The sequence below is a fragment of the Microbispora sp. CA-102843 genome (genome assembly GCF_050936215.1).
Taxonomy (GTDB): domain Bacteria; phylum Actinomycetota; class Actinomycetes; order Streptosporangiales; family Streptosporangiaceae; genus Microbispora.
On record NZ_JBNJNF010000001.1, the window covers coordinates 5,284,288 to 5,297,439 of the forward strand.

Annotated in this window: 10 protein-coding genes; 4 read left to right on the forward strand and 6 right to left on the reverse strand. The window is 70.0% G+C overall.

All coding sequences use genetic code 11. From position 1 onward, the window contains the following. Positions 1-72: 72 nt before the first annotated feature. The 4 genes from ACQEVJ_RS24540 to ACQEVJ_RS24555 are packed head-to-tail and all read right to left on the reverse strand — an operon-like array spanning position 73 to position 5,014. A complete protein-coding gene (locus ACQEVJ_RS24540) occupies positions 73-1,071 on the reverse strand; it encodes an ABC transporter permease (protein ID WP_433104774.1) in 999 nt (332 codons plus the stop codon). Beyond that, a complete protein-coding gene (locus ACQEVJ_RS24545; RefSeq protein WP_433104776.1) occupies positions 1,068-2,555 on the reverse strand; it encodes a sugar ABC transporter ATP-binding protein in 1,488 nt (495 codons plus the stop codon). Before ACQEVJ_RS24545 ends, ACQEVJ_RS24540 begins: the two co-directional genes overlap by 4 nt. Positions 2,556-2,580: 25 nt before the next feature. Then, positions 2,581-3,645 (reverse strand): sugar ABC transporter substrate-binding protein, encoded by a 1,065-nt coding sequence (locus ACQEVJ_RS24550; RefSeq protein ID WP_433104778.1) that lies wholly within the window; start codon positions 3,643-3,645, stop codon positions 2,581-2,583. A 49-nt stretch (positions 3,646-3,694) separates the two neighbouring features. Next, the gene (locus ACQEVJ_RS24555) at positions 3,695-5,014 is read right to left on the reverse strand and encodes an L-fuconate dehydratase (RefSeq protein ID WP_433104780.1); all 1,320 of its coding nucleotides are present in this window, start codon (positions 5,012-5,014) and stop codon (positions 3,695-3,697) included. A 326-nt stretch (positions 5,015-5,340) separates the two neighbouring features. Here ACQEVJ_RS24555 and ACQEVJ_RS24560 point away from each other — a divergent pair, with 326 nt between their 5' ends. After that, positions 5,341-8,679 (forward strand): glycosyl hydrolase family 95 catalytic domain-containing protein, encoded by a 3,339-nt coding sequence (locus ACQEVJ_RS24560; RefSeq protein ID WP_433104782.1) that lies wholly within the window; start codon positions 5,341-5,343, stop codon positions 8,677-8,679. Positions 8,680-8,767: 88 nt separating this feature from the next. Here ACQEVJ_RS24560 and ACQEVJ_RS24565 read toward each other — a convergent pair whose 3' ends face one another. Further along, complete coding sequence (locus ACQEVJ_RS24565) at positions 8,768-9,763, reverse strand: galactose-binding domain-containing protein (RefSeq protein WP_433104784.1); 996 nt, start codon at positions 9,761-9,763, stop codon at positions 8,768-8,770. A 370-nt stretch (positions 9,764-10,133) separates the two neighbouring features. Here ACQEVJ_RS24565 and ACQEVJ_RS24570 point away from each other — a divergent pair, with 370 nt between their 5' ends. The 3 genes from ACQEVJ_RS24570 to ACQEVJ_RS24580 all read left to right on the forward strand — a co-directional run bounded on the left by ACQEVJ_RS24570 (position 10,134) and on the right by ACQEVJ_RS24580 (position 12,530). Next, a complete protein-coding gene (locus ACQEVJ_RS24570) occupies positions 10,134-11,354 on the forward strand; it encodes an FAD-dependent monooxygenase (protein ID WP_433104786.1) in 1,221 nt (406 codons plus the stop codon). 56 nt (positions 11,355-11,410) lie between these two features. Further along, positions 11,411-12,130, forward strand: coding sequence for a TetR/AcrR family transcriptional regulator (locus ACQEVJ_RS24575; RefSeq protein WP_433104788.1), 720 nt, complete (start codon positions 11,411-11,413; stop codon positions 12,128-12,130). A gap of 178 nt (positions 12,131-12,308) precedes the next feature. After that, a complete protein-coding gene (locus ACQEVJ_RS24580; RefSeq protein WP_433104790.1) occupies positions 12,309-12,530 on the forward strand; it encodes a hypothetical protein in 222 nt (73 codons plus the stop codon). Positions 12,531-12,764: 234 nt separating this feature from the next. On the opposite strand, the gene ACQEVJ_RS24585 is transcribed toward ACQEVJ_RS24580, so the two are convergent. Beyond that, positions 12,765-13,139 (reverse strand): hypothetical protein, encoded by a 375-nt coding sequence (locus tag ACQEVJ_RS24585; RefSeq protein WP_433104792.1) that lies wholly within the window; start codon positions 13,137-13,139, stop codon positions 12,765-12,767. Positions 13,140-13,152 lie beyond the last annotated feature (13 nt).

The window sequence follows — 13,152 nt, forward strand, 5'->3', positions numbered from 1 at the left end:
CGGCCCGGAGGTCACCTCCGGGCCGCCTTTCCGTGCGGGGCGCGGGGCCGGGGCCACGCGGGCGGCGTACGGTCAGTCCTGCGCCTTGCCGCTGGTGAGCCGGGCCATGATGAGGGCGAGCAGGATGATCGCGCCGTAGATGGCCTGGATCCACTGGGCGGACACACCGGCCAGGGTCAGGATGTTGTTGATCAGGCCGAGCACGAGCACGCCGCACAGGGCGCCGAACAGCGTGCCCTTGCCGCCGTCCATGCTCACCCCGCCGATGACCGCGGCGGCGAACACGGTGAAGATCATGCCGTTGCCCTGGTCGGCCGCCACCGAGCCGAGCCGTCCCGTCATCAGCAGGCCGGCCAGGGCGGCGAGCAGGCCACCGAGCACGAACACCGTCCACACCACCTGGTCGGCTCTGATGCCGGCGGCGCGGGCCGCGTCCGCGTTGCCGCCGATGGCGTAGACCGACCGTCCGTGCCGGAAGTAGCCCAGCACGACGATGCCGACCGCGAACAGCACGCCGCAGATCCAGACGGAGGCGGGCAGGCCGAGCCAGCGGGCGTTGCCGAGGTAGAGGAACGACTCGGGCAGCTCGAACAGGTTCTGCCCGCCGGTGAAGCCGATCTGCAGCCCGCGCAGCACGATGAGCATGCCGAGCGTCACGATGAACGCCGACAGCTTGAACCGCACGATGAGCAGGCCGTTGAACGCGCCCACCAGCGCGCCGACCAGCAGGCAGAGCGGGATCGCCGTCCAGGTGGGCAGCTCGGCGCCCAAGCCGTTGGAGGCCGCGGGGATCACCAGCCCGACCGCGAGGGCCGGGGCGAGGCCGACGGTCGACTCCAGGGACAGGTCGAACTTGCCGGCGATCAGAATGATCGCCTCGGCGAGCACCAGCAGCGACAGCTCGGTCTGCTGCTGGAGCACGTTGACGATGTTGTCCCCGCTGAGGAAGGCCGAGTCGATCAAGGCCCCCACCAGCACCAGCACCGCGATCGCCGGCAGCAGCGCCAGGTCGCGGAATCTGGCCAGCCGGAGCATCGGCGCGGACGTCACAACACTCGTCGAGGGGGTCATCGGTTGCCGACACCTTCCATCACGGCCACCAGCTCGGCCTCGGCCCAGCCCTGTGGCATCTCCTTCACGACCCGGCCGTGGAACATCACCAGCACCCGGTCACAGATCCGCAGATCCTCCAGCTCGTCGGAGACGAGGACGGCGCCGGCGCCCCGGGTGACGGCGTCCTCCACCGCCGTCAGCAGGGCCTGCTTCGACTTCACGTCCACCCCGACGGTCGGGTTGATCACCACCAGGGCCTTCGGGTCGTCGGCGAGCGCCCGGGCCATGACCACCTTCTGCGCGTTGCCTCCGGACAGCTCCCCGACCGCCTGCTCGGGCCCGGACGTCTTGATCGCCAGGTCCTCGATCATCCGTTCCGCCTTCGCCCGCCGAATGGCCGGGGAGACGACGCCGAACCTGCCGAGCCTGTGCGCGATCGGGAAGGTCGCGTTCTCGGCGATCGACAGCAGCGGCACGAAGCCCTCGTGGTGACGGTCGCGCGGCACGAACCCCAGACCGGCGCGCAGCGCGGCGGTCACGTCGCCGGGCCGGGGCACGGTGCCGTTCACGGTCACCGTCCCGGTGTCGGCCCTGCGCAGTCCGACGAGCGTCTCGGCCAGGCCGACCTTCCCGCTGCCGCCCGACCCGGCGAGGCCCACGATCTCGCCGGCCCGCACCGACAGGTTCACCTCCCGGTATCGCCCCTCCAGGCCCAGCCCGGCCGCCTCCAGCACGACCGGCGCGGCCGGGTCCGGCGTACGGCCGCGCGTCTGGTAGGCCGCGGCGGCCTCGCCGGTCATCGCGGCGACCAGCTCGTCGTGCGGCAGGTCGGCGACGGGGGCGGACATCACGTGCCGAGCGTCGCGGTAGACCGTGACGGCCTGGCAGATCTCGTACACCTCGTCGAGGTGGTGGGAGATGAACAGCATCGTGACGCCCTGCTCGCGCAGCGCCCGCATCCGCTCGAACAGCCGCTGGATGGCTGGGCCGTCGAGCTGCGCGGTGGGCTCGTCGAGGATGATGAACCGGGCCCCGAACGACAGCGCCCTGGCGATCTCCACGAGCTGCCGCTGCTCGACCGACAACTCTCCCGCCACCACCCGGGCGTCCACGTCGAGGCCGTACTGCGCGAGCAGCTCGGTCGCGCGGTCGCGCAGGGCCTTCCACCGGATCGGTCCCCGGCCCGACTGGCGGTTGAGGAAGAGGTTCTCCGCCACGGTCAGGGTGGGGATGATCGTGGACTTCTGGTAGACGCAGGCGACCCTGCGGCGCCACGCGTCCCGGTCCGCGATCGGCGGGGCGGGCTCCCCGCCGAAGCGCACCTCGCCCTCGTCCGGGCGTTGCAGGCCGGTGAGGATCGACACCAGCGTCGACTTGCCGGCCCCGTTCCTGCCGACGAGCGCGTGCGTCTCCCCCTCGGCGACGGAGATGCCGACGCCGTCGAGCGCGACCGTGGGGCCGAACCGTTTGGTGACGTCCCTGGCCTCTACCGCGATGCTCATGTCCTCACTCCGCGCGGCGAGCCCGTCACTTGCCGACCTGGTTGCCCCAGAGCTTGGGGTCGTCGACGTTGTCCTTGGTCACGAGCGGGGCCTTGAGCTGGTCCTCCAGGCGTCCGCCACCCACGTCCACGATCGTGCTGTCGTGGTCGGTCGGGCCGGGCGCGAAGGTCTTGCCCTCGATCGCGGCCTTGGCGTAGTAGACGCCGTACTTCGCGTACAGGTCGGCGGGCTGCGAGAGGGTCGCGTCGATCTGGCCGGCGCGGATGGCCTGCAGCTCCTGCGGGATGCCGTCGTTGGACACGATGAAGATGTGCTTGGGGTCGTCCGGGCCCACCAGCAGGTTCTTGCTCTTGAGCACCTGCAGGGTCGGGGCGAGGAAGACGCCGCCCGCCTGCATGTAGACGCCCTTGATGTCGGGGTGCTGGGTCAGCCGGGTCTGCAGCGCGGCCGCCGCCTTCGGTCCCTCCCACTCGGTGGGCTCGGCGAACACCTGGATGCCGGGGTAGTTCGCCTTCATGCACTCGCCGAACGCCTCCGACCGGTCACGGCCGTTGACCGACGACAGCGAGCCCTGGAACTCGATGACCTTGCCCTTGCCGCCGAGCTTGTCCCCGAGGAACTTGCACGCCTCGCTGCCGTAGAGCCGGTTGTCGGTGCGGACCACCATGAACGTCTCGCCCTTGTCCGGCCGCGTGTCCACCGTCACCACCGGGATCTTCTTGCCGGCGAGCTGCTGCAGCGTGCTCGCGACGGCGCCGGTGTCCTGCGGCGCCATGACCACGGCCTTCGCCCCCTGGCTCACCAGCGCCTGGACGTTGGCCACCAGCTTGGCCACGTCGTTCTGCGAGTTGGTCGGGGGCATCAGGTCGACCCCGAGCTGCTTGGCCTGCTGCGGCACGTACTTCGCGTAGGAGTTCCAGAAGTCGGAGTCGGCGCGGGGCAGATCGACCGCGATCTTCCCTCCGGCCGCCGCTGCACCGCCTCCCGCCGAACCGCCGCCTCCCGCCGCCTTGTCGCCGGAACCGCAGGCCGCGAGCGAGAGCGCGAGGGCGAGCGCGGCCGCGCCCGGGCCGGCCGTACGGATTTTCATGGTGTACCTCGATTCGCCACTGTGGGGGGTTGAAGAAAGATCACGAGTGTCAGGGCGACGCGCCGCTCCAGGCGGGGCCGTCCGGGAAGGAGTACTCGGCGATCGACTCGGCGCGCATCTCGGCGCTGAAGCCGGGGGCGGCCGGCGCCCGGTAGGCGCCGTTCTCGACCACGACGGGATGGGTGAAGTGCTCGTGCAGGTGGTCGACGTACTCGATCACGCGATCCTCGAGCGTGCCGCTGACCGCGACGTAGTCGAACATCGACAGGTGCTGCACCAGCTCGCACAGGCCGACGCCGCCGGCGTGCGGGCAGACGGGCACACCGAACTTGGCGGCGAGCAGCAGGATCGCGATGTTCTCGTTGACCCCGCCGACGCGGGCGGAGTCGAGCTGGAGGATCGACATCGAGCGGGCCTGCAGCATCTGCTTGAAGACCACCCGGTTCTGCACGTGCTCGCCGGTGGCCACCTTGATCGGCGCGAGCGCGCGGGCGATCACCGAATGGCCGAGCACGTCGTCGGGGCTGGTCGGCTCCTCCACCCAGTAGGGGTCGAACTCGGCCAGCGCGCTCACCCACTCGATGGCGCTCCGCACGTCCCACCGCTGGTTGGCGTCGATCGCGATGCGGAAGCCGTCGCCGCAGACCTCGCGGGCGATGCGCATCCGCCGGATGTCGTCGTCGAGGTCGGCGCCGACCTTGAGCTTGATCTGGGTGAAGCCCTCGGCGAGCGCCTCCTTGCACAGCCTGCGCAGCTTCTCGTCGCCGTACCCCAGCCAGCCGGGCGAGGTCGTGTAGGCCGGGTAGCCGCGCTCCCGCAGCAGGGCGACGCGCTCGGCCCGTCCCGGCTCGGCCCGGCGCAGGATAGCGAGCGCCTCGTCCGGGGTGAGCGCGTCGCTGAGGTAGCGGAAGTCGACCAGGGACACGATCTCCTCGGGCGCCATCTCGCCCAGCAGCAGCCACAACGGCTTGCCCGCCCGCTTGGCCGCCATGTCCCACAGCGCGTTGGTGACCGCGGAGACCGCCATGTGCATGACGCCCTTCTCCGGCCCGAGCCAGCGCAGCTGCGAGTCGTGCGTCATCTCGTGGTGCAGCCCGGCGAGGTCGGCGGGGTCGCGGCCCACGACGTACGGCTCCAGCGCCCTGATCGCGGCGGCCTGCACATCGTTGCCCCGCCCGATGGTGAAGGCGAAGCCGTGCCCTTCGAGACCGTCGTCGGCCCTGAGCACCACGTAGGCGGCCGAGTAGTCCGGGTCCGGGTTCATCGCGTCGGAGCCGTCTAGTTCCCTGGATGTGGGAAAGCGGATGTCGTGGGTCTCCAGCGCCACGATCACGCTGCGCTCACCGGTTCGCTCGCTCCGCTCGCTCATGCCACCCCCTCGCCTGGCGGCCCGGGCCGTCCGTCTCCGGTTCCGAGGCCGCGTGCCCGGAAGGTCTCACTCGCAGCAGCTTCACACCGCATCCCTTGGTCATACATCCGATGTGTCGTTCTCGGATGCTGTCCCTGCGACGCCGACCATGTCAATACCCTCACTGCGGATACATCCGATCTGTTATCCGGTCGATCTCTCGGATATCGAGCAGTGCTGCCTAACAGCCACTCATGGGCAGCAGAGACATCGGATCGATGTCTTGTTACACCGGAGTTTCAGTGCTATCTCCTTGTCTCAAGGTCACCCTGTGATCGGAGGAATCCGTGACCCACCCCCCGTTACGACTTCCAGCCGTCCTCGCGGCCGTCCTCGCGCTGGCCGCGGGTCTCGCCCCGCCCGCCCAGGCGCGCGCCGAACCCGCCCAACCGGCGAACGCGCCCGACAACCTGACCCTCTGGTACGACAGGCCCGCCACCGACTGGGAGACCCAGGCCCTGCCGATCGGCAACGGCCCGCTGGGAGCCAAGATCTTCGGCGGCGTGGCCACCGAGCAGCTCCAGTTCAACGAGAAGACCCTGTGGACCGGTGGTCCCGGCTCACCGAACTACGACTTCGGCAACTGGAAGACGCCGCGGCCGAACGCCATCGCCGAGGTGCAGGAGCAGATCGACCGCGACGGCAGGATGACGCCGAACGCCGTGGCCGCCAAGCTGGGCCAGCCCAAGACGGGCTTCGGCGCGTACCAGACCTTCGGCGACCTGTATCTCGACTTCGCCGGCGCGCCCCAGAACCCCACCGCGTACCGGCGGGAGCTGAGCCTGCGTGAGGCCGTGGCCCGGGTGACCTACGCGTCCGACGGTGTGACGTACTCCCGCGAGTACTTCGCCAGCCACCCCGGCAACGTGATCGTCGGCCGGCTCTCCGCCGACCAGGGAGGCAAGGTCTCCTTCACGCTGCGGCACACCTCTCCGCGCAACGACAAGACGGTCACCGCCACGGGCGGGCGGCTCACCATCCGCGGCGCCCTCTCGAACAACAAAATGAAGTTCGAGGCCCAGGTGCAGGTGATCAACCAGGGCGGCGTCCGCACCGACGACGGGGACAAGGTCACCGTCACCGGCGCCGACAGCGCGGTCTTCGTGCTGTCGGCCCGGACCGACTACGCGGGCGACTACCCCGCCTACCGGGGCGCCGACCCGCACGCCGCGGTCACCACCGCCGTGGACGCCGCGGCCGGCAAGAGCTACGACCAGCTCAAGCAGGCGCATCTGGCGGACTACCGCGGCCTGTTCGACCGGGTGAAGCTGGACGTCGGCCAGGGCACCCCCGCCGTCCCGACCGACCAGCTGCGCGGCGCGTACACGGGCGAGGACTCGGCCGACGACCGGGCGCTGGAGGCGCTCATGTTCGCCTACGGCCGCTACCTGCTGATCTCCTCCTCCCGGGAGAACGACCTGCTGCCCGCCAACCTGCAGGGCGTGTGGAACAACTCCACCAGCCCGCCCTGGTCGGCCGACTACCACGTCAACATCAACCTGCAGATGAACTACTGGCTGGCCGAGCAGACGAACCTGGACGAGACCACCCGGCCGTACGACCGGTACATCTCGGCGATGGTCGCTCCCGGCACCAAGACCGCGCAGGAGATGTACGGCGCCCGGGGCTGGGTGGTCAACAACGAGACCAACCCGTTCGGCTTCACCGGCGTGCACGACTACGCCAGCTCGTTCTGGTTCCCCGAGGCCGCCGCCTGGACCACCCAGCACCTGTACGACAGGTACCGGTTCACCGGCGACGTCACCTATCTGCGGGACACCGCCTATCCGGTGATCAAGGGGGCGGCCGAGTTCTGGCTCGACTTCCTGCACACCGATCCGCGCGACGGCACGCTGGTCGTGTCGCCGAGCTACTCGCCCGAGCACGGCGACTTCTCCGCCGGCGCCTCGATGTCCCAGCAGATCGTGCGCGAGGTCCTCACCAACGCGCTCGCCGCGGCGAAGAAGCTCGGGGTGGACTCGGACTTCCAGGCCGAGGTGAAGGCGAAGCTCGCCAAGCTCGACCCGGGCATCCGCGTCGGCTCCTGGGGTCAGCTCCAGGAGTGGAAGAGCGACTGGGATTCCAAGACCGACGACCACCGGCACGTCTCGCACCTGTACGCGCTGCACCCCGGCAACCAGATCACCGCGGGGACGCCCGAGGCCGAGGCCGCGAAGGTGTCGCTCACGGCCCGCGGCGACGGCGGCACCGGCTGGAGCAAGGCCTGGAAGATCAACTTCTGGGCCCGGCTGCTCGACGGCGACCACGCGCTGAAGATGCTCAGCGAGCAGATCAAGACCTCCACCCTCGACAACCTCTGGGACACCCACCCGCCGTTCCAGATCGACGGCAACTTCGGCGCCACATCGGGCGTGGCGGAGATGCTGGTGCAGAGCCAGCACGACTACGTGCATGTGCTGCCGGCGCTCCCGTCGGCGTGGAAGAACGGCTCGTTCTCCGGCCTGCGCGCCCGCGGCGACGTCACCGTGGACGCGACCTGGAAGGACGGCGCCGCCGACACGATCACCGTGCACCCGGGCAGGACCGGGCCGCTCACGGTGAAGTCCGGCTTCATCGCCGGCCGCTACCGCGTCTACGACGAGAAGGGTCACGAGGTCGGCCCGCACCGCGACGGCGACACGCTGACGTGGAACGCCACCGCCGGCAAGGCGTACACCATCCAGAACGAGGCCGCGATCACCGTCACCGCGCCCTCCGCGACGGGGCCGGACACCTCCTTCCCTGTGAAGGTCACCGTGACCGCCACCCGCAGGCGGGCGGTGCCCGCGTCCGACGTGACGCTGACCCTGCCCAAGGGCTGGACGGCGACCCCCGCCACGGTCCACCTGCCGGCGTCCCCGCCGGGCGGGACGCGGACCGCTACGTTCACGGTCACCAGCGGGCCCGCCGACGGCACCAGAAGCGCGCGGATCACCGCCACGGCGACCGGGGACAGCTGGACCGGGGACGCCTCGGCCACCGTGGCGCTGAACCCCTGTGCCACCCCCTCCACAGACCGGCCGCTGGTGGCCTGGGACCCATCCTCCGGCGACACCGTGACCGACGTCTCGGGCAACGGGCGCGACGCGCGGATCGTGGGCGGCGCGGCCTACGACGCCACCGCGCCGAGCGGCAGCGGGCTGGTCCTGTCCGGCTCGACCTACCTGACCACGGGGAACACCACCCTGGGCTACCTGCCCGATGCCACCTTCGCCGCCGAGGTCAAGGTGGCGGGCACCGGTTATCGGCGGCTGTTCGACTCCCAGCCCTCCGGCAACCCCGGCACGGACGGCATCATCGTCGATCTGACGCCGTCGAACACGCTGCGGTTCATCGGAGCCGGCCTGAACGTGGGGATCAACACGACGATTCCCACCGGCCGCTGGATCGACCTGGTCGTCACCCTGGCCAAGGGCGGGGCCATCGACGTCTACGTCGACGGCGTACGGGTGGCCGGCGGCCAGGCGACCGGCGACGGCATCACCGGCTGCACGTCCCGCCCGCTGCGCTTCGCGGCGGACCAGGGCGGCGGTCAGCGACTGTCGGGCGCGGTGGACCGAATGGCGATCTTCGCCAGGAGGCTGTCGCCGGAGCAGGTCAAGACCTGGCGAGACCTCGCTTTCTGACACCTGGCCTTCCGACACCTCCGTACGGCCGAGGACGCGGGCTCCGGGGCGCGCCGCCCCGGAGCCCGTTCCGCGCGCCGACCTTCCGTCAGCGGCCGTACACCTCCAGTTCGTACACGCGGGCGGCCCGGTCGCCGTCGCCGGTCGGGGTCAGGACGTCGAGCCGGACGTACTGCGCCGTCACCGGCGTGATCGCGTGGGTGGTCACGTCGGCGGTGTTGCCACGGACCGACGCCACGGTCGTCCAGGTGGTGCCGTCGGTGCTCGTCCGCAGGTCGAAGTCGCGGGTGTTCCAGCTCGCCTTCTCCCCGCCCGCGCCGGAGTGCCGGACGACGAGGCGGCCGACGGTCACGGCGGAGCCCAGGTCGACGCGCAGCCACTTGGCGGCGCCGAGCGAACACCACTTGTCACCGATGCCGCCGGTCCAGCTTCCGTTGACCGCCTTCGCGGGGCCCTCGGACGGCGCGCAGGCGCTGTCCGCCGTGACGGGCCGGTTGAGCGCGAGGTCGGCCGGCGACCCGGCCCGCCGGTTCTCGAATTCCGTCGTCCAGTACTTCGTCCGGTCGAGGTAGGCCGTCTCGGCCGCCGCGCCGGTCCTGTCGTACGCGCCCTCGTAGGTCTGGTAGCCGTACCCGGCCGGCGGCGTGCCGGACGCCGGCTCGATCACGCTGCCCTCGTGCCACTCGTTGAACGAGGTGATGGAGACCCACGTCGGCAGCCCGCCCGTCGCGGGGTCGAGCGCGTTCGCCCATTCCTTGTCGTACGTCGCGCCGTTCGCCCGGCCGAGCGTGGGCGTGGTGTTGCCGGGGACGGCCCGGTCGTCGACGTACCCGGGGCCGATCGACGGCGCCCAGACGAGCCCGTGCTGCTTGGCGTAGTCGGAGGCGTTCTTCCAGCCGGGGGCCGTGGCGCCCGCGACTTGATGCGGCCGCTGGAGCGCAGGCTGGTCGGCCAGCCTCTGCGGCGGCGAGTGCGGCGTTGCCGAGTCGGCGCTGTCCTGTTCCCAGGGTGCCAGGGTGGACTGCCGGAGGGGCCAAACCGGCCCGGCCGGCCGGTCAGCCCTTGCCCGACGTCGCCTCGCCATCCACCAGGGCCTGGTAGACGCCGGCCACCGAAGGGTGAGCGCCCCTGTTTTTGCCCGTGGGAATGACCAGCTTGCGGGCGATCTCGGGCACGGGGGTTGACGAACATCGGAACGGAAAGTCCCGCTAAGGATCCTCGCTCGTGACACTTGGATCTTCAGGCGGACCCAGACGGCACCTACTCCTTCAGCCGACCCGACCTCGGCCCCACCCGGCGTCCGACCATACGCGACCCCGACCAGACCGATCGGGGCGAATAACCCCACCTGAGCGGGCGTCCCGGCAGGAGCGGGATCTTCGACTGACCAAAAGGACCAATTTGGTCAGTTCGTCTCGTAGCATGGGCTGGAACCCCAATGAGAGGGAGTCGTCATGTCAAACGTCGGCAAGCCTGGCGGACGGGCGCTGGTGGTCGGACTGGGGATCGCCGGCATCGCCACCGCGTTACGGCTGCGCCAGGTCGGGTGGGAGCCGGTGGTGGTGGAACGGGCGCCCGTGCGCCGCTCCGGCGGATACTTCATCATGTTGTTCGGCGCCGGCATCGCCTCGGCCCGGCGGCTGGGCGTGCTGGAGGCCATCGGTGACCGTAGCGGCCCCCATGTCACCAGCTATGAGGTGGACCGCGCGGGGCGCCGCCGTCCCGGCCTGAACCCCTTCGCCATGGCCGGGGGCCCCCGGCCGTTGCTGCGCGGCGATGTGGAGCGGGGCTTGTTCACGGCGTTGCCGGACGATGTGGAGATCCGCTACTCCACCGTGCCCACCCGCATCGCCCAGGACGACGCCGCGGTGGAGGTGACGCTGCACGACACGGCCGCGGACACCGTCGTCACCGAGCGCTTCGACCTGGTGATCGGCACCGACGGCATGCGCTCGACGGTACGCAGGCTCGTCTTCGGTCCCGAGGAGTACCTCCACCCGCTGAACTACATGGTCGGCGCCACCGTGCTGGATTGCCCGGTCGACGGCTTCGGCCTGCATGAGGGCCTGGTTCTCGCCGAGCCGGGCCGTTCGGTGTGGGCCTTCCCGTTCGCCGACCACGCCCCGAGCCTGCTGTTCTCCTACCGCACCGACGACATCGACGCCGAGTTCCGCCGCCCGCCCATCCAATCCATCCGCGCCGCCTACGGCCCCGAACCAACCGGACCCCTGCTGGAATGGCTGCTGACGCGCTACGAGCAGGCACCCGATGCGCTGTTCGACTCAGTGCAGCAGGTCAAAATGCCCCGCTGGCACCGCGGCCGGGTCGTCCTGATAGGCGACTCCGCCTGGTGCGTCACCCTGTACGCGGGCATGGGCGCCTCCAGCGGCATGGCCGGCGGCGAACTGCTGGGCACCATGTTGCACCGCCATCCCGGTGACGTGCCCGGGGCGTTGCGGGCCTGGGAGGCGCGGATGAGGCCGTTCATCCACCTGCAGCAGGAAAGCGCCTTGCCCGGACGGCGCATCTTCACCCCGCATGACCGCAAGGAGCAGCTCCTGCGAACTGGGATGATGCGCCTGATGCGGATGCCGGGCGTCGGAAAGGCCATGGGCAGGAAAATGTTCAACAACAAGGACATGCGGGCCAAGAACATCGACGTCGCGCTCCCCTGACCGGTACCGAATCTGACAGCAGCAACCCCAACAGCACGACCATGGAGGACAGCACGGTGAGCCAGCTGGTCGAACACCACTCGCACAAAGCCGCCCACATCCTGGACAGCGCGCGCCAGCTGGTGGCCGATCACGGCGTGCGCAAGGTCACCGTCAGCGAGATCGCCGCAGCGGCCGGGGTCGGCAAGGGCACCGTCTACCTGTACTGGCCCACCAAGGAAGACCTCATCCTCGGATTGTTCGCCCGCGAACTGCTGGCCTTCCTGGAGCAGGTCATCGCCCGCATCACCGCCGACCCCGCCGCCGTCCTGCCGCGCCACCTGGCCCCACTGCTGATCCGCACCGGGCTGCGATCCCCGCTGGCACGCCGCCTCACCACCAAGGACGCCGACCTGCTGCGGCTGCTCACCCAGCAGGCAGGCGACCGCGACCTGTTCGACCGCACCCAGCCCAGTGCCATGTGTGAGGCGGTCATGCCGATCCTGCGCCAGCACGGACTACTCCGTCAGGACCGCCCGCTGGCCGACCAGTCCTACGCCATGCACGCCCTACTCGTCGGCTTCAGAGTCGCCATGTCCGACCCGGATTCCGCCCCGCCCAGCGCCGGCGACCCCGGCGACGTCCTCGCCGACACTGCGGCTCTGCTTCTCGAACCCGCGGCCGTACCCGCCGAGCAGGCCGTCACCGCGGCCGCCGACGACACCGTCACCGTCTTCTGCCAGATCAGGGACGCCGTTCTGCACATCATCGATCGCAGCCAGACCACCCAGCAATGAACTCGTAAGGCAAGGCCGACCGTACCGGGGCGCGGCGCTTACCCCCGCATCATCCACCCCCTGGGCGGGATCAACTGAACAGCCTGTGACCTGCACTCATGAGCGGTCGAGCATCACTCGAACGAAAAGTCGCGCTAGGCAGCTCTGGGAACCGGGGTTGGCGGGACTTTTCGTTCCGATGTTCGTCGACCCCAGAGAGCACGCGATACAAGAGGGCGATCCAAGCGTTCTGGCCGGTTTTCGCGCCATGCTCGATAGTCTCGACCCGGAGGATTACCGGGGCAAACGAAGTGCGGCATTCGCCTTCATCGAGGCATCCACCGGCATGGGCCTCGAGAGCGAATGGCTGGATGTGGAAGCTGCGCCCGTCGTCGTCCTCGACAACTGGAGTGCGATGTGAATCGCAACGGTCCAACCTAGCGACGCCTCCGGCGGGGGCACTCCGGCTCAGGTGATCGCCAAGGGCCTGCTCGCCGTGGCCAGCCGTACGTGGCTGAGGTAGGGGGCCTGATCACCCCGCCCGCCATCGAGCCGGGACAAGCCGAGCAGACCAAGGCCGCCGGGTCCAGGTCGTTCGTCCAGTTGAGTGCCTGCCGGTTCTGCAGTTGCTTTGTCTCGATCGTCCTGCCGTCGTCTATTCTGTGATCAGCGTTTTGACGGCGAGTTGCTCCTCGCCCATGGGGCCGTCGAGGCGGATCGACAGTTCCCAGACGCCGCTCATCGGGAACAGCTCGCCTACGGCCACGAAGTGGCCGGGCTCGCGCTCGGTGGCGGAGATCTCGGGTGTGGAGTGTCCCATCTCGGCCATGACCGCTGACAGGGCCACGGTGTCGGCGTCGCCCTTGCTCACCTTGATCTCCACGGTGATCTGGCCGGGAGCCGGGTCCGCGATGAGGATGGTGGCGGCGTAGCGGGTGCCCATGGTGGTCAGGTTGACCGGTTCGGCGGCCGTGCTCCGGCCCACGACGAACAGCGCCACTGCCGCGGTCACGAGTGTGGCTGCGGCCACCGCGGGCCACCTG